This is a genomic window from Phenylobacterium kunshanense (assembly GCF_003254525.1).
Lineage (GTDB): Bacteria > Pseudomonadota > Alphaproteobacteria > Caulobacterales > Caulobacteraceae > Phenylobacterium > Phenylobacterium kunshanense.
Map to the genome: position 1 here is coordinate 184,182 of NZ_QFYS01000004.1, position 17,273 is coordinate 201,454.

A 17,273-nucleotide genomic window follows, 5' to 3' on the forward strand; every position below is an offset into this window, starting at 1 on the left:
GGGCGGGCGGCGTCAGTCGCCCGCCTTCAGCTTCCGGTCGAAGAAGTCCCGGGTCATCAGGGCCCGGTGCATTCGGTTCGCCGGGGTCCAGCCGCCGCGATGGCGCAGGCCCGGATAGACCATGGTCTCGAAGGGCGTGCCTGCCGCCTGCAGGGCGAACAGCACGCGGGTCGAGTGGTCGAACGTGACGTTGTCGTCCGCCATCCCGTGCACCAACAGCAGCGAGTCGGGCTTCAGCCGCGGCAGGCGCGACACCACCTCGGTCGCCGCATAGCCCTGGGCGTTGTCGGCGGGCGTGCCCATGAACCGCTCGGTGTAGTGGGTGTCGTACAGCTTCCAGTCGGTGACCGGCGCGCCTGAGACCCCGGCCTTGAACGGGCTGTCCGGCGCGGTCAGCATCAAGAGGGTCATGTAGCCGCCGTACGACCAGCCGGTGACGCCGATCCGCGCGCCGTCGACGTAGGGCAGCGACTTCAGGTGATTGGCGCCGGCGATCTGATCGTCCACTTCGAGCTGGCCCAGCCGCCGGTCGATCGCGGTCTTGAACGCGACCGAGCGATAGCCGACGCCGCGGTTGTCGAGCCGGAAGAGGATGTAGCCGGCGTCCAGCAGGATCTGGTCCTCCGGCGTGTGCCAGTTGCTGGCGACGCGTGGGCCGGACGGGCCGCCGTACACCTGCACGATCACCGGATACTTCTTGGCCGGATCGAAGCCTGGCGGCGTGCGCAGCGACCACCACAGGTCCGAGCCGTCGGCGGCCTTGATCGTCCCGAAGCTCGGCGTCCGCAGGCGGTCGACGTAGGGCCAGTAGGGGTGCCCGTCCTTAAGCGCGTTCTCCTCGATCCACCGCACGCGCTGGCCGTCGGCCCGGTAGAGCGCGGTCTGGGGAGGGGTCTTCGGGTCCTCATAGGTCCCGGCGAAGGCGCCGCCCTTGTCGGCCACGGTCACGGTCCACCAGCCGCCGGCCGAGGTGACCGGCTTCGGCTCGGCCGGGCTCGAATACGAGACGCGCCAGATCCGGCGCTCTCCAGGGGTTTCGCGGAACGCTGAGAAGATCACCGCCCTGGCCGTCTCGTCCACGCCCTCGATCTCGTGCACGGGCCAGTCGCCGCGGGTGATCTGGCGGATCAGCCGGCCGTCGGCGGCGTAGAGATAGAGATGGCGGTAGCCCGACCGTTCCGACGACCACAGGAACGTGCCGTCGGCGAGCGGCCTGAAGTCGTCGGTGAGGTCCACCCAGTGCGGGCTGGTCTCGCTGAGGATCACCCGGCCCTTGCCGGTCGCAGGATCGACGGCGAGCAGGTCCAAGCGCTTCTGGTCGCGCGTCTGGCGCTGGACGTAGAGGGTCCGGCCGTCCTTCGCCCAGGCGACGCGAGCCAGGTAGATGTCGGGGTTCTCTCCCAGGTCCACCTTCACGCGCGGCCCGGCCAGCGGCTGGACGTGGAGTTCGACCACCGCGTTCGGCCGTCCGGGGCGCGGATAGCGCTGGGGGACCACGCGGGCGCCGGTGGCGTTCACCTCCGGGCGCTCCACGATATCGACCCCGGTCTGGTCCACGAAAGCGATGGCCACGGCCTTGTCGTCGGGGCTCCACCAGTAGCCGGTCGAGCGGTCCATCTCCTCCTGGGCGATGAATTCCGCCGTGCCCCAGCTCTTCAGTTCGGTCCCGCCCTCGGTCAGCGCCCGTTCCGCCCCGCCGCCCGCCGGCGTGATGTAGAGGTTGTCGTCGCGGACGAACGAGACGTAGCCACCCTTGGGAGAGACCTTGGCGTCGATCTCGTCCGCGGGCGTGCGAGTGAGCTGGCGAGCCTGTTTCGTGGCCAGGTCGTAGACCCAGAGGTCACCCTCCACCGGGGCCAGGATCAGCCGGCCCTGCTTGTCCCAGGCGTAGTCGACGACCCCGCGCGTCGCGACCCCGGCCCGCTCGCGGCGGGCCTTCTCGGCCTCGGACAGCTCGCGGTCGGTCGGGGCCAGCAGTTTGCCGTCGAGCAGCAGGCGGGGTGCGCCCCCGGCCACGTCGGCGATCCACAGGTCGCTGACGGTGAGGTCGTCGGCGCGGGTCTTGATGTAGGTGACGGCCTTCCCGTCGGGGGACAGCTTCACGCCCCGGGCGCGCGGGCCCGAAATGTCGGGGCTCTCGAAGATGCGCTTGGCGGGGAGTTGCTCGGCCACGGCAGGGGCGGCGACGAGGAGAGCCGCGACGGCGGCGACAGCGAACTTCATGACCGCTGTTGAACAGGGTCCGAAGCGCCTTGGCAATCTGCGCCAGGGCGATCGTAAACCTTGAACCCAGGGCCTCGCCGTGCGACCTCCCCGGCATGAGCGAAAAGACCTCCGACACGCCCCCCGATCGCCTGAGCGTGAACCCGGACAGCCCGTACTACGACGCTGACGTGCTGCAGCGGAACGTGGGCGTGCGGTTCAAGGGGCAGGACAAAACCAACGTCGAGGAATACTGCGTCAGCGAAGGCTGGGTGCGCCTGTCGGTTGGCGCGTCCAAGGACCGCCACGGCAATCCTCTGACCGTGAAGCTCCAGGGCCCTGTGGAACCCTACTTCCGCGAAGGCTGAGCCGCGAGGTGTCACCTCGCGTGTCGCGGGCGCCACAGCTTGCGGGACAATGACGGTTTGGTGACCCGGGCCAAGTCGGCGATTGCGACCTCGGCCCGGCGTTCCCGGTCCAATTTTCTATTTTTCGTCAGATGCTTGAGGCTTCATGCAGCCGGCGCGCGCCGGTTACATGAAGCATTCTCATGTAACTCCTGAAGCGAACTCCCTAAGCCGTCGCCGGCCACCTGCTTAGACGGCGGCGATGGCAGCGGCTGGGGGCGTCGCTCGGGAAAACGCCCCCCTCCAACCGTGAACGCTGTGAACCAACGCACGCCCGGCGGCCGCGCGGCTCCGGGTCATTGGAGGGATTGTGACTTGAAGTTCCATTCGACGCGCCAGCGCCTGCTGGCCACTTCGATCATCTGCGGCGCCATGGCCACCGGCTGGGCCGGCGCGGCCCAGGCGCAGGCCGCGGCCGGCGAGGGCGCCGAACTCGGCGAGATCGTCATCACCGGCTCGCGCATCCGCCGCGACACCTTCTCTTCGCCGTCGCCGATCCAGGTGGTGACGGCCGAGGCGATCCGCGAGTCGGGCAACACCTCGATCGGCGACATCCTCCTGGATACGCCCAGCATCAACCCGAACCAGAACCAGCAGACGACGTCGGGCACGCTGTTCCTGGCGGGCCAGGCCCGCGCCGACATCCGCGGCCTCGGCGCCACCCGGACGCTCGTCCTGATGGACGGCCGCCGACTGCCGTTCTCCGACGCCTCATCCCCCGCCGTGGACCTGAACACGATCCCGTCGCTGATGATCGAGCAGGTGGACATCGTCCCCGGCGGCGTCTCGGCCGTGTACGGCTCGGAAGCCATCTCGGGCGTCGTCAACTTCATCATGAAGAAGCAGCAGGACGGCCTCGAGATCGACCTGCAGGGCGGCATCTCCCAGGAAGGCGACGGCGAGGAACTGCGCGTCGGCTTCAACTGGGGAGGCAAGTTCCTCGACGACCGCCTGAACGTGCTGGTCGGGGGCGAATACGCCAGCCTCGACAAGATCATGCAAGAGGACCGGGACTGGGCCTACCCGGGCATCCGCCGCAACAACGCCGCCGGCGTGACCACGCAAACGGTGATTCCGAACTCGCGGACCAACCTCTCGCCCTACGCGACCTTCCAGCTCGTCGGCGGCAACGTGATCGGCACGGCCCGCGCCGTGACGCTCGACTACCGCAACCCGACTAACGTCGTGCGCCTGTCGAACAACTGCGCCACCGCGACGGTTCAGCCCAACTGCCAGGACGAGGCGCTGATCTACAGCGGCATCTACAACGCCCTGCAGGGCAAGGGGACCCGCGGCGTCCTGCGGACCTACGTCGACTACAAGATCACCGAGACCTTCAAGGCGTTCGTCGACGCCTCCTACGTGAAGGTGTCGGGCTACGGTATCTTCGTGCCGGCGTTCTCGAACGCCGCCGGCGGCGGCACGATGCCGGTGGTCCTGCGTGGCGACAACGCCTACCTGAATGGCGGCGGCGCGACCGCCGCGGCGCTGCGGACCGAGTGGCTCGCGGCCGGCAAGACCCTCACCCAGGGCTCGACCGCGAACGTCGGCAAGATCTGGCAGGAGTTTGGCGGCCGGGACGTGAAGACCGAGCGCGAGCAGTACCGCATCGCCGGTGGGATCAACGGCTCGTTCGAGACCTTTGGCCGCAAGGTCAACATGGACAGCTACGTCCAGTACTCGCGGCTGGATGGTTCGACGATCTCCTACAACGTGCCGAACATCGCCCGCGTCCAGCAGGCGACCGACGCGGTGCTGCTGAACGGCCAGGTCGTCTGCCGCGACGCCGCCGCCCGGGCCGCGGGCTGCGCCCCGTGGGACCTGGTCAACGGGGCCTCGCGCGAAGCCGTCCTGTGGGCCAATGCCACCTCGGTGACCGACCAGAAGATCACCCAGACGGTCGCCGGCCTGAACTTCGCCACCGACCTGTTCGAGCTTCCGGCCGGCCCTGTGGGCGCAGCCTTCGGCTTTGAATACCGCAAGGAGACCAGCTTCTTCGAGCAGGACGCCCTGGGGGCGTCGGGGGCCCTGTTCTTCAACGCCATCGGGACCCGCGAAGGCGAGTACAACGTCAAGGAAGCCTACGGCGAAGTGCGGGTGCCGATCCTGAAGGGCGTTCCGTTCGCCGAGGAGCTCACCATCGAGGCGGCCGGCCGCGTGTCGGACTACTCGACGGTCGGCGGCACCGACCAGTACCGGATCGGCCTGAACTGGTCGCCGGTGAAGGACGTCCGCTTCCGCCTGTCGGAAGCGACCGCCGTTCGCGCCCCGAACATCATCGAGCTGTTCTCGCCGCAGAGCCGCAACTTCACCACCGCCGCCACCGACCCCTGCGACGCCGCGGTCTTCCGCGGCGCCACGGCGGCCCAGCAGGCCGCCCGTCGCGTCACCTGCGCCGCCGCCATCCCGGGCTGGAATTCGGCGACCTTCCAGTCGAACTTCGGCACCGGCCGCCCGTCGCTGGCCCTGCTGCAGGGGGGTAACCCGGACCTCGGTCCCGAGACCGCCCACACCTACCAGTACGGTGTCGTGATCCAGCCCCGCTGGATCCCGAACCTTCAGATCTCCGTCGACTTCTTCAAGTACAACATCGACGGCCAGATCAGCACGATCCCGATCAACACCCTTCTGCAGCAGCTCTGCTACGACGACGCGACTGTTCCCTATGCGTCGAACCAGTACTGCGCCCAGATCCGTCGCGACCCCACCGGCAACGGCGGCAGCGGCATCGTCGGCGGGGTGTCGGAAGTCATCCTGGTCAACCAGAACGTCGCCAAGGTGAAGGTCGAGGGTTACGACTACTCGATCGCCTACGGCTTCCACACCGAGGATCTGTTCGGCAAGGACTACGGCAACATCGCCCTGCGCCTGGACGCCACCTGGATGTATGGGTTCCAGCTCCAGGGCCTGCCGGGGCAGGCGTACACCCAGCTCGCCAACAGCATCAACAACGGCCTGCCCGAGTGGAAGGCGAACGGGACGATCCGCTGGTCGAACGACAAGGCGTCGGTCACCTGGAGCACCCTGTGGATCGACTCCATGATCGCCAACAGCGCGCTGCAGCCGAACCAGCTCGACCCGTACTACACGGGCGACTACTGGCGGCACGACCTGCGGGTGACCTACAAGATCCGCGACGAGATCACGATGCGGGCCGGGGTGATCAACGTCTTCGACCGCCACCCGCCTGCGCTGCCGGAGACCTACACCGGCACGGGCATCGGGTCGTCGCAGTACGACAACCGCGGCCGGTTCTTCTTCGTCGGCGCGGGCATGCGCTTCTAGTCCGGAGAGTGATGGTCCGCCCCGCTGGCTTGCCGCGGGGCGTGGCCTGATCGGGAGGCCCTTCCGCCGGCTCGCCGCGGGAGGGCCTTTTCGCGTCCGGGAGACTATCCCCGGGCGCCCTCTTCGATGAGGAAGTCGCGAACCGCGGCGGCGTCCACGTCCTTGGCCGTGAAGGCGTCGCCAAGTGCGCGCATCAGAATGAAGGTCAGGCGGCCCGCTTCGGCCTTCTTGTCTTGCGCCATGTGCGCGACGAGGCGCGCCGCGTCGAAGGGATGACCCGGGACCTCGTCAAGCCGCGTCGGCAGGCCGCCGGCGGCGACGGCGCGCACGCCGCGCTCGGCGTCCTGGCCGCTGACGAGACCCTGGCGGGCCGAGAACCGCAGCGCCAGCGCCATGCCGGCGCCGACCGCTTCGCCGTGCAGCAGCGCCGAGCCGTATCCGGTTTCGGCCTCCAGCGCGTGACCGAAGGTATGCCCGAGGTTCAGCAGCGCCCGCCGGCCCTGCTCCCGCTCGTCCTCGGCGACGATCTCGGCCTTCATTTCTACCGAGCGCGCCACCGCCTGGGCCAGGGCCTCAGGTTCGCGCGCCAGCACCGCGGCGGCGTTCGCTTCCAGCCACTCGAAAAACCGCAAATCGCCGAGCAGGCCGTACTTGATCACCTCGGCATAGCCGGCCCGCATCTCCCGGTCGGGAAGGGTGGCGAGCACGCCGAGGTCGGCCAGCACCAGCCGCGGCTGGTGGAACGCGCCCACCAGGTTCTTGCCGCGCGGGGTGTCGATCGCCGTCTTTCCGCCGACCGAGGAGTCCACCTGGGCCAGCAGGGTCGTCGGGATCTGAACGAAATCGATGCCGCGCTTGTAGATCGCGGCTGCAAAGCCGGCCAGGTCGCCCACCACCCCGCCGCCGAACGCGGTGACGAGGTCTCCGCGATCCAGCTCGAGGGCCAGGAGCCGGTCGGACACGTCGGCCAGGCCCTCGAAGCTCTTGGTCTGCTCTCCCGGAGGCACGATCACGGGCAGGGCGGTGACGCCCGCCGACGCCAGCGCCGCGGTCAGGCGCTCGCCATGCAGCGCCCAGACCGTCTCGTCGCTGACCACAGCGGTCCGGCCGCGCTTCAGGAACGGAGCAATGAACCGGCCGGCGGTGTCCAGCAGCCCGTCGCCCACGACGACGTCATAAGCCCTGGAGCCAAGGCCGACGGGAATGGTCCGGCTCATGCGGCTGGCTCGCCAAGGTAGTCGGAAAGTGCGCTGATCACCTGGCCGACGGTGACGTGGTGCGCGGCGTCCCCCGTCTCGACGGTGATATCGGCCTCGGCATAGACCGGATAGCGGACCTCGGCCTGGGCCTTGAGGACCTCCATGGGATCCTTGCCGGCGATCAGCGGCCGGTTGTCCTTGCGCCCGACCCTTCGGGCCAGAACGTCGAGGTCGGTCTTGAGCCAGACCGAGATGGCGCGTTCCTTGATCAGCGCGCGCGTCTCGGGGTTCATGAAGGCGCCGCCACCGGTGGCCAGCACGTGTGGCGGGCCTTCCAGCAGGCGCGAGATCACTCGGCGCTCGCCGTCGCGGAACGCGGGCTCGCCCATCTCGGCGAAGATTTCGGGAATGGTGCGGCCGGCGGCGGCCTCCACCTCGGTGTCGGCGTCGCGGAAGGGCAGGCCCAGTGCGCTGGCGAGGCGCCGGCCGACACTCGACTTGCCGACGCCCATGAGGCCGACAAGCGCGATCGTGCGGCGGCGGAGGGGTTCGTAGCGGTCCATCTGAGCGCGCAGCCTTTACACGAGCCTGTGAGCTCGCGCCAACGGAAGGGCGTGGGTAAGGTGGGCCCATGTTGCGCACCGTGCTTTTCGCCGCCGTCCTCGCCGTGGCCACGCCGGCCGTCGCCCAGGTCGAGGTGGTCCCTCTGGCCGCTCCCGACGCCTTCTCGACACCGGGCCGCGACACCGGCCTGCCCGCCGATCTGTGGGCTGGAACACCGGTGGAGACGGCGCGCACGGTGCTGCCCTTGCTCGGCGCCCGGCCCTTGTCGCCCGCTGCGGCGGTGCTGGCGCGAAGACTCCTCGCCACCGGCGCGCGCGGACCTGAAGGTTCGGCGGGCGATGATACGCTGGCCGGCCAGCGAGCCTCGGCCCTGCTGGCCCTGGGCGACGTCGCGGCCGCGGCGCGCATCCTCGACCGCGCGCCGGGGCTGGAGCGCAACGCCGAACTGTCGCGGGCGGCGGCCGAGGCGGCCTTGCTGGCCGGCGACGCTCCACGCGCCTGCCGGATCGCCGAGGGTCTGGCGACCGGTCGGGGCGAGGCGTACTGGCTGCGTCTGCGGGCCTTCTGCCAGGCCGAGGCGGGGCAGCCCGCCCAGGCCCAGCTCACCTTCGACCTCGCCCAGGCGCAGGGCCGCGACGTCGTCTACGGCCGTCTGATGACGGCGAAGCTGGCGGGCGCTGCCCCCGGGGCCGCCTCCCTGCGCAATGGGCTCGACCTGGCGCTGTCCCGCTCGCTGAACCTTGACCTCGCGGCCGCAAAGCCCTCGCCGGCGGTCGCCGCCGCGCTGTCGGGCGCCGAGCCGCCCCCGCCGGTCTTCGACACCTCCGCGATCGACGCACAGATCGGCGGGCTCGGCGCCTCCGTCCTACAGGGGCTCCCACCGGAAGGGGCGCTCTCCGCCCTGATCGCCGCCGCCGCGGACGCGGACGCGAAGACCAGACCACGCCTTCAGGGCGCTGCGCTGCTGCTGGCGGCCCTCGCCAACGACCTGCCGGGCCCAGACCGCCTGCGCGTATCGGCCTTCGCGATCCCGGAGGGCAAGGCGCCTGCCGGTCGCAACCTGGCCCTGGAAGCCGCCGCCGACGCGCGGCGCGCGGGCGAGGCCGCGCTGCTGGCGCTCTGGACCAGCGCGGAGGCCGGCGTCGCGGGGCCGGCCCTGCCTGATCGCGTCCGCATCGTCCGTGTCCTGGCGCGGGCGGGGTTCGCCGACGAGGCGCGGCTGTTCGTCCTGGAAGGCCTGGCCGGCCTGAAATGAGCAGGGGGGGCGACTGGACCGAGGCCTTCCTTGAGATGATGTCCGTGGAGCGGGCCGCCGCGCGCAACACGCTGAACGCCTACGCCCGCGACCTCGCCGACGCCGGCGCCTTTCTGGCGGCCCGTGGCCCAGGTCTGGACGGCGCCTCGGCGGAGGATGTGGAAGCCTATTTCGCCGACCTTGGCGCGCGCGGGCTCTCCCCGGCCACCGCGGCCCGGCGCCGCGCCGCGGTGCGGCAGTTCTATCGCTTTGTCCTGGGGGAGGGCTGGCGGACGGACGATCCCTCGCGCCGGGTCGAGGCGCCGAAGAAGGGCCGTCCGCTCCCCAAGATCCTGAGCCGCGAAGAGATGGACCGCCTGATCGCCGCCGCGGCTGCGCGGGATGGCGCCCAGGGGCTGCGGTTCGGCTGCATGGTGGAACTGGCCTATGCGTCGGGCCTGCGCATCTCAGAACTGACGGCGCTGCCGCTCGCCGCCCTGGCGCGCGATCCCGCCTATCTGATCGTGGAGGGCAAGGGCGGCAAGGAACGGCTGGCTCCGCTCAACGACACGGCCCGGGCTACGGTGAAAGCCTATCTGGACGTTCGACCACAGTTCCTGCCGAAGGGCGACAAGGCCAACCCCTGGCTGTTTCCGTCGCGGGGAAAGGCTGGCCGCCTGACGCCGCGCCGGTTCGCCCAGGTGCTGGACGAGGCCGCCGCCGACGCCGGGATCGATCCCGTGCGTGTCAGCCCCCACGTCCTGCGGCACGCCTTCGCCACCCACCTTCTGGAGGGTGGCGCGGACCTGCGGGTCGTCCAGAAGCTGCTCGGACACGCAGACATCGGGACGACCCAGATCTATACCCACGTCGCCACCGATCGACTGCGCGAGGTGGTGGCGACCAAGCATCCGCTGGCGAAGAAGTAGGGGCCGCGCGAGGCGGCCCCAGACTTCACTCAGCCCGTGATGCGATAGCGGCCGTCGCCGTCGGGGCAGACCCGGACGTAGCGCATGTCGCGGCCGTAGGCGTCCACCGGGGCGGGGGCGAGGCGGCAGCGTTGGCGGCTGTAGTAGTCGTAGTTGTAGGCGCTGGAGTAGCGGGTGCGCCCCTCGCGGTAGGGCACGGTGTCGTCGTAGCTGAAGTACGGCCCGCGGCTGTCGCACTTGTAGCGGTCGTTGGCGTTACCCACGGCCGCGCCGACACCGGCGCCCACCAGGCCGCCGAGAACCGCGCCCTCGGTCCGGGCGTTGCGCGCGGCCACGTTGGAGCCGAGCACGGCCCCGGCCAGGGCGCCGATCAGGCCGCCGGCTACGGTCGAATTGTTGTTGTCGCAGCGCACGTTGGCCGAGACGTTGCGGCCGTAGTACCCGGCGTAGGGCGGCGTCTCGTAGCGGGTCCAATAGGTCTGGTCCCACACCGGCCGCGGATACATGCGGGCATAGGCTCCGGCGCCATAGCGACGGTCGTAGATGCCGCGGGCCCGCTCCCACTCCGCCAGTCGACGTTCATAGTCGCGGCGCGCGATGCGATAGTTGCGGCGGGACTCGCGGTAGTCCTGGCGCGCCTCCCGATAGTCGTCGCGCGTCTGGTCGTACTGCACCCGCTCGCGCTCGTACTCGCGCTGCTGGCGCAGGTATTCGTCCGTCGGCCGATAGGATTGCGCCGCGGCCGGCAGGGCGGTGGCGAGGGCCAGCGCCGAGGCCATTGCGATCTTCATATTCCGGTTCATCTGTTGCCTCCTGGTCTCCTCGATGGGCCGGGAAACGCCGGTCGACCGGCCGCGTTCCGCCGCCGCGGAACCCTGGGTAAGCCGTACCGCTTGTGACGGCGCCGGTTCGCGCCTACTTTCCGCCGCTTCCCGGGGCGGCAGCCTCTTACGGACGGACGCCTGATGGCCGCGCACTACCTCGAGTTCGAGCGCCCGATCGCCGAGCTCGAAGCCAAGATCGAGGAACTCTCCAGGCTCTCCGAGTCGAGCCCGGGCTCGCTGGACGAAGAGATCGAGGCGCTGCGGGGGCGTGCGCACGCCATGCGTCGCGAGGCCTACGCCAATCTCGACGCCTGGCAGAAGACGCAGGTCGCCCGCCACCCCGACCGCCCGCACTTCGTCGACTACGCCGCGACCCTGATCGACGACTTCGAGGAACTGCGCGGTGATCGAAAGTTCGCCGACGACCAGGCCATCATGGGCGGCATCGGCCGCTTCCGTGGCCAGCCCGTCGTGGTCATGGGGCACGAGAAGGGGCGGGACACCGTCACCCGCGTGAAGCACAACTTCGGCTATGCCCGCCCCGAGGGCTACCGCAAGGCCGTGCGGCTGTTCGAGATGGCCGAGCGGTTCAAGCTGCCGGTGATCAGCTTCGTCGACACGCCGGCCGCCTATCCCGGCATGGCCTCCGAGGAGCGCGGGGTGGCCGAGGCGATCGCCCGCTCGACCGAGAAGGCGCTGATGCTTGAAGTTCCGATGGTCGCCGTGGTCACGGGCGAAGGGGGCTCGGGCGGCGCGCTGGGCATCGCCTGCGGCAGCCGGGTGCTGATCCTGGAGCACGCGATCTACTCGGTCATCCCGCCGGAGGGCGCGAACTCGATCCTTTGGCGCGGCGCGCGCACGCCGGCCGAGGCCGCCAAGGCGATGAAGATCACCGCCCAGGATCTCCTGAAGTTGAAGATCGTCGACCGGATCATCCCCGAGCCGGCCGGCGGCGCGCATTCGGACCCCGAGGCGGCGATGACCGCAGTGGGCGACGCCGTGGAGCAGGAGCTGAAGGGGCTGGAGGGGCTGTCGGCCGACGAGCTGAAGGCGCGCCGGGCGGAACGCTTCTACGCCATCGGCCGCAGCGGCCTCCAGTAGGGTCGAGCGGCGCTCAAGGGCGGGATTGCCTGACGCCACGTCCGGGGGTTCAACTGCCTCTCGAACAATCGTTTGGGAGGATGCCAATGGCGCTCAGGACGCGCTTCACCGAGACCTTCGGGATCGAGCACCCGATCGTGCAGGGCGGGATGCAATGGGTCGGCCGCGCCGAGCTGGTGGCGGCTGTCGCCAACGCCGGAGGCCTGGGCTTCATCACGGCCCTGACCCAGCCGACGCCCGACGACCTGCGGCGCGAGATCGACCGCTGCCGCAAGCTGACCGACAAGCCGTTCGGCGTGAACCTGACGATCCTGCCCGCGATCAGCCCGCCGCCGTACGCCGAGTACCGCCAGGCGATCATCGACATGGGTGTGAAGATCGTCGAGACCGCCGGCTACAAGCCGCAGGAGCACGTCGACCACTTCAAGGCCAATGGCGTGAAGGTGATCCACAAGTGCACCGCCGTCCGACACGCGCTGTCGGCTGAACGCATGGGCGTGGACGCGATCTCCATCGACGGCCTCGAGTGCGCCGGCCATCCGGGCGAGGATGACGTCGGCGGCCTGATCCTGATCCCGGCCGCGGCCGACAAGGTGAAGATCCCGATGATCGCCTCGGGCGGCCTTGGGGATGCGCGCGGCCTCGTCGCCGCGCTGGCCTTGGGCGCGGACGGCGTGAACATGGGCACGCGCTTCATGTGCACGGTCGAGAGCCCGATCCACCAGAAGGTGAAGGAGCAGATCGTCGCCAACGACGAGCGGCAGACCAACCTGATCTTCCGGACAATGCACAACACCGCTCGGGTGGCGAAGAACGCCGTCAGCGACGAGGTGGTGGCCATCGAGCGTCGGGGCGGCGCGAAGTTCGAGGACGTGAAGGACCTCGTGGCCGGGGCTCGCGGCCGGGTCGTCTACGAGGAGGGTGACCCCGACTACGGTATCTGGTCGGCTGGCCAGGTCCAGGGGCTGATCCATGACATCCCGACCTGCGCCGAGCTGATCTCTCGGATGGTCCGGGAGGCCGAGGAGATCATCACCGGGCGTCTTGCGAACGCGGTGGTCCGGAAGGCGGCGGCGGTGGCCTGATCCACCCCGCTTCATCGCAGGCAAAAGAAAAGAGCCGCCGGGGCGACCCGGCGGCTCTTCGCATATCTGGACTGTACTTGTCTGGAGTTCGTCCGGAGCCGGCCGGCGCCCGAAGGCCCCGGCCGGCGTCGCGGCTTAGAATTCCATGTTCGCGCCGACGAAGAAGAACCGGCCGCGGTTGTCGTACTGCGACGAGCCGGTGCCCGTGCCGGTGTACACTTCCGGCAGTTCCGGCGGATACTCGTCGAACAGGTTGATGATGCCCGCGCGGACGCGGATCTGATCGTTCACCTTGTAGCTGGCGCGCAGGTCGTGCCGCCAGTAGTCGCCCGTGTAGTACGGGTCGAGCTGGTTCGGCTGGAACGCGTTGTTCGAGATCATGGAGTCGATCCAGATCGTGTTCCAGGTGACCGACAGCTTCTCGTTCGACCAGCGGATCGAACCGTTGGCTTTCCACTCCGGCGTCGCGTTGTTGATGGTGTTCGCGAGCTGGGTGAACGCCTGGCCCGGCAGGCCCTGGAGGGCGAACCGGTACATCCAGGTGGCGTCCAGGCGGAAGGCCAGGTTGCCGTAGTCCTTGCCGAACACGTCTTCGGTGCGGAAGCCGTAGGCGATCGAGTAGTCCCAGCCCTCGACCTTCACGCTGGCCACGTTCTGGTTGGTCAGCATCACTTCCGACACGCCGCCGACAACGCCCGTCAGCGAGCCGTCACGATCCCGCAGGATGTTCGAGCAGAAGCGGTTCTGGTCAACCGGCTGCGTGGCGTCGTCGTAGCAGAGCGCCTGGAACAGGGTGTTGATCGGGATCGTGCCGACCTGGTCGGTGATGTTGTATTTGAAGAAGTCCGCCGAGATCTGCAGGTTCGGAACCCAGCGGGGCTGGATCACGACGCCATACTGGTAGGTGTGGGCTTCTTCCGGCCCGAGGTTCGGGTTGCCGCCTTGCAGCAGCGCCAGCGAGGGCCGGCCGGTGCCGAAGTTCGACTGGAAGGTCGCCGAATTCCAGCCCGGGATGGCGGCGGCGCAGGTGACGCGACGGGCGGCCTGCTGGGCCGCCGTGGCGCCCCGGAACACGGCCGCGTCGCAGGGGTCCTGAGCCGCGGTGGTGAAGTTCCGGCTCTGCGGCGAGAACAGCTCGATGATGTTCGGCGCGCGGACGGCAGTGGCTTCCGACAGGCGGAAGCGAACGTCCTTCACCGGGGCCCAGTTCAGGCCGATGCGGTACTGGTCGGTGCCGCCGATCGTCGAGTAGTCCGAAACGCGGCCCGCGACTTCCACCGACAGCTCTTCGGCGAGCAGCATGTCCTTCAGCAGGGGAATGCGGACTTCGCCGTAGGCTTCCTTGACGTTGTAGGCGCCTTCACGGGTCCCGATGGCGTTGAAGAACAGCGCGCCGGAAGCGCCCAGGGCGTCCTGCTCGAAGAAGCTGGTCTCCTTGCGGTATTCGAAGCCGAAGGCCAGGCCGACAGGACCGGCCGGCAGCTCGAACAGATCGGTCGTGAAGTTCAGACCGGCGACGGTCTGGGTGACCTTCTGATCCGTGGTCGAGTTGGCGTTGGCCCACAGGACGGCTTCACGCGACGCGCCATTGACCAGGTCCCACGGGGCGCAGCCGGCGGCGCGAGCGGCCGCGTCGCGGCAGACGATCTGGCCGTTCAGCAGCACCGCGTCGGTCGCCTGCTGGACGCGGGCGACGTTCGGCACGTTGTAGGAGGTGGTCCGGCCGTCGAGGCGCGAGTACTGGACGTAGCTGTCCATGTCGACCTTGCGGCCGAAGGTCTCGAAGGAGCCCTGGATGCCGCCGGCGACGCGGTACTGTTCGCGCTCGGTCTTGACGTCCCGGCCGCCGAACTCCTGCCAGAACTTGCCGACCGCGGCGGTCGAGCCCTGTGTGAAGGTCTTGCCGGCCGCGAGCCATTCGGTCCGCAGCGCCGCGGCGGTCGCGCCGCCGCCGTTCAGGTAGGCGTTGTCCCCGCGCAGGAAGATCGGCATCGTGCCGCCGCCCGTCGCCGTGGAGAACGCGGGCTGGAACATGCCGTAGCCGCTGACCTTGACGTACGACGCATCGACGAACGCCTTGAAGGTTTCGGTGATCTTGTAGTCGACGTAGGTCCGCAGGACGCCGCGGTTCGCCTTGCCTTGCAGGGCGTTGTAGACGCCGCTGTAGAACAGGGCCTCGTCCTGACAGGTCGGCTGGACCGTAGCGGTGCCGCACGCGTTCGACAGGCGAACGACGCTCGCGGGGTTCCGATAGTCGAGGGTGACGGCACGGGCGGTGCCCACGACATTACCCGGGATGAGCTGGAAGGTGGCCGTCGGCGCGGTGTTGGAGCGGCTGGTCGGAATGACGTTCTGGACCGTCACGCCCGTGGCGTTGTTCCGACGGATACCCGGGAACAGCTCGTCCCGGTCTTCCTGCATGATCTTGTCGAGGCTGGCGTATTCGCCGCCGACCAGGACGTTCAGGCGATCGTCGAAGAACTTCTTGCCCCAGTTGAAGCCGGCGCGGAATTCCTCGCCGTCGCCTTCCTGGGAGATGCCGCCCTGGATGTCGAGCTCGAGGCCGTCCTGCTCCTTCTTCATGATGAAGTTGACGACGCCGGCGATGGCTTCAGAGCCGTAGACGGCCGAGACGCCGCCCGGCACGGTGTCGATACGATCGACCATCAGCGACGGAATGGTGTTCAGGTCGACGGCCGGCGAGGAGGCGTCGGAGAACGGCAGGCGGCGGCCGTCCATCAGGACGAGCGTGCGCGTCGGGCCCAGGCCGCGGATGTCGGCGCGCGTCTGGCCGGACAGGAACAGCGTGCCGGACGAGTTCTGCTGGTTGGTGGCCGGGTTGATCGTCGGCTGTTCCAGCAGGATGTCGCCGATCGAGGTGTTGCCCGACTCGCGGATCGCTTCCGCGGTCACGACGGCGATCGGCTGCGGCGCCGAGAAGGTGTCGCGACGGATGCGCGAGCCGGTGATGACGATCTCGCCCACGTCGACGGACTCACCGCCCGTCTGGGCCTGGGCGTAGGAGGGGACGGCCATCAGGCCGACCGTTGCGGCGGACGCGAGCAGCGCGCCTCGGAGCATCGTGTTCATCTCAACTTTCATTCTGCGGCCCCCCGGCCTGGGAAATGAGTGGGGTGGGGCGCGCCGGTCTTTTGCCGGCGCTTGCCCCTCCGGAGACGCAGAATCCCCGATGCGCCGACGTGTTCGACGACGACGGATTCGAGGCGCGCACCCCCGGAAAGGTGGCCGGAAGCTGTCATGCACCCGACATGCGAGCAACGAAAAGCCGCCACACTCACGACGAACGGTCGGGGATCATTACGGTTTTCTGCGGATGTGCGGACTTTCCGCCACACATCGGCCAACCAGGGGCATGGCTACCCCCGGAATCTGCAACAAACCGGCAATCCTGGTCAGGCGAGCCGGCGGAGCGCTTCGGCCATTTCCTCGACCGCCGCCTCGGTGGTCGCCCACGAACACATGAACCGGACCGACCCGTCCAGGAAGCGGTAGACGAACCAGCCGCCGCGATGGAGCTGGGCGAGGCGCTCGTCGTCCATCTCGACGAAGACGGCGTTGGCCTCGACCGGATGCCGCACCTTGAAGGGCGTCAGCCCGGCCAGCTTTCCGGCCATGGCGTTGGCATGGGCGGCGTGGCGGAAGATCGCTCCGTCCTCCAGCATGCCGATGAAAGGCGCGGCGTAGAACCGGCCTTTCGACGGGAGTTGCCCCGCCTGCTTCAGGCGCGCGTCGAAACGGCGTGCGATGTCCCGGTCGAAGATGACCACGGCCTCGGTCGGCGGCATCCCCGCCTTGGTCCCGCCAACCACCAGGATGTCGACGCCCAGGCCCCGGATGGCCTTCAGGTCGAATCCCGCCGCAGCCGCGTTGGCCAGGCGGGCGCCGTCGAGATGGACGCCGTACCCCTTGGCCTTCACCGGCTGGATCAGGGCGGCCACCTCCTCGGCCGCATAGACCGTGCCGTATTCGGTGGCGTTGGTGATCGACAGCGCCGCGGGCGACTGGCGATGGGACAGGTCCGGCGCGGCGAGCGGGCCGGTGAGGGCGGCCGGATCGATCTTTCCGGAAGCTCCAGTCAGGCCCACGAGACCCAAGCCATGGCCGAAGAAGCCCGGAGCACCGGTCTCGTCGGTGCAGATGTGAGCGTGCTCGTGCGCCAGCACGGCCTCGAACGGCTGGCACAGCGCCGCCAGCGAGATGGCGTTGGCCGCCGTGCCCGACGCCACGAACCGGACCTCGGCGTCGGCGTCCAGCATCGCTCGCACCAGGTCGGCCGCCCGCGCGGTGACGGGATCGGTCCCATACCCCGACGCGAAGCCGGTGTTGGCCGCCGCCAGCGCCGCTATGGCTTCAGGCGCGGCGGGGGCGGTGTTGTCGGAAGCGAAGTCGTAGCGGGCCATGGCGGCGGTCTTAGGCGGCCCG

At 69.3% G+C, this 17,273-nt stretch carries 12 protein-coding genes; 6 read left to right on the top strand and 6 right to left on the bottom strand.

The window, feature by feature from the left end; genetic code table 11:
• Positions 1-12 precede the first annotated feature (12 nt).
• Positions 13-2,223, bottom strand: a complete 2,211-nt coding sequence (locus DJ019_RS11150; RefSeq protein WP_111276107.1) for a S9 family peptidase — start codon at positions 2,221-2,223, stop codon at positions 13-15.
• 95 nt (positions 2,224-2,318) lie between these two features.
• Between DJ019_RS11150 and DJ019_RS11155 the strand changes: the two genes are divergently transcribed.
• The gene (locus DJ019_RS11155) at positions 2,319-2,570 is read left to right on the top strand and encodes a DUF3297 family protein (RefSeq protein ID WP_111276108.1); all 252 of its coding nucleotides are present in this window, start codon (positions 2,319-2,321) and stop codon (positions 2,568-2,570) included.
• 354 nt (positions 2,571-2,924) lie between these two features.
• Complete coding sequence (locus DJ019_RS11160) at positions 2,925-5,894, top strand: TonB-dependent receptor plug domain-containing protein (protein ID WP_111276109.1); 2,970 nt, start codon at positions 2,925-2,927, stop codon at positions 5,892-5,894.
• A 104-nt stretch (positions 5,895-5,998) separates the two neighbouring features.
• Here the strand turns inward: DJ019_RS11160 and aroB are convergent, their stop codons facing one another.
• Together aroB and DJ019_RS11170 are read right to left on the bottom strand one after the other, a co-directional pair.
• Entirely contained in the window at positions 5,999-7,111 is a 1,113-nt protein-coding gene (aroB, locus tag DJ019_RS11165; RefSeq protein ID WP_111276110.1) for a 3-dehydroquinate synthase, read from the bottom strand.
• The gene (locus tag DJ019_RS11170) at positions 7,108-7,656 is read right to left on the bottom strand and encodes a shikimate kinase (RefSeq protein WP_111276111.1); all 549 of its coding nucleotides are present in this window, start codon (positions 7,654-7,656) and stop codon (positions 7,108-7,110) included. The genes aroB and DJ019_RS11170 overlap by 4 nt, the downstream gene beginning before the upstream one ends.
• A 68-nt stretch (positions 7,657-7,724) precedes the next feature.
• Between DJ019_RS11170 and DJ019_RS11175 the strand changes: the two genes are divergently transcribed.
• Together DJ019_RS11175 and DJ019_RS11180 are read left to right on the top strand one after the other, a co-directional pair.
• The gene (locus DJ019_RS11175; protein ID WP_111276112.1) at positions 7,725-8,912 is read left to right on the top strand and encodes a hypothetical protein; all 1,188 of its coding nucleotides are present in this window, start codon (positions 7,725-7,727) and stop codon (positions 8,910-8,912) included.
• Entirely contained in the window at positions 8,909-9,820 is a 912-nt protein-coding gene (locus DJ019_RS11180) for a site-specific tyrosine recombinase XerD (protein WP_111276113.1), read from the top strand. Before DJ019_RS11175 ends, DJ019_RS11180 begins: the two co-directional genes overlap by 4 nt.
• 29 nt (positions 9,821-9,849) lie before the next feature.
• On the opposite strand, the gene DJ019_RS11185 is transcribed toward DJ019_RS11180, so the two are convergent.
• Entirely contained in the window at positions 9,850-10,623 is a 774-nt protein-coding gene (locus DJ019_RS11185) for a glycine zipper family protein (RefSeq protein ID WP_111276114.1), read from the bottom strand.
• Between the two features lie 162 nt (positions 10,624-10,785).
• Here DJ019_RS11185 and DJ019_RS11190 point away from each other — a divergent pair, with 162 nt between their 5' ends.
• Positions 10,786-11,745, top strand: a complete 960-nt coding sequence (locus DJ019_RS11190; protein WP_111276115.1) for an acetyl-CoA carboxylase carboxyltransferase subunit alpha — start codon at positions 10,786-10,788, stop codon at positions 11,743-11,745.
• 86 nt (positions 11,746-11,831) lie between these two features.
• Positions 11,832-12,830 carry an NAD(P)H-dependent flavin oxidoreductase gene (locus DJ019_RS11195; RefSeq protein WP_111276116.1) on the top strand — a complete coding sequence of 333 codons (999 nt, stop codon included), beginning with the start codon at positions 11,832-11,834 and terminating at the stop codon, positions 12,828-12,830.
• Positions 12,831-12,965: 135 nt separating this feature from the next.
• On the opposite strand, the gene DJ019_RS11200 is transcribed toward DJ019_RS11195, so the two are convergent.
• Together DJ019_RS11200 and DJ019_RS11205 are read right to left on the bottom strand one after the other, a co-directional pair.
• Positions 12,966-15,920 carry a TonB-dependent receptor plug domain-containing protein gene (locus tag DJ019_RS11200; protein WP_165843985.1) on the bottom strand — a complete coding sequence of 985 codons (2,955 nt, stop codon included), beginning with the start codon at positions 15,918-15,920 and terminating at the stop codon, positions 12,966-12,968.
• Between the two features lie 323 nt (positions 15,921-16,243).
• Positions 16,244-17,251, bottom strand: a complete 1,008-nt coding sequence (locus DJ019_RS11205; RefSeq protein ID WP_111276118.1) for a beta-eliminating lyase-related protein — start codon at positions 17,249-17,251, stop codon at positions 16,244-16,246.
• Between the last annotated feature and the right edge of the window lie 22 nt (positions 17,252-17,273).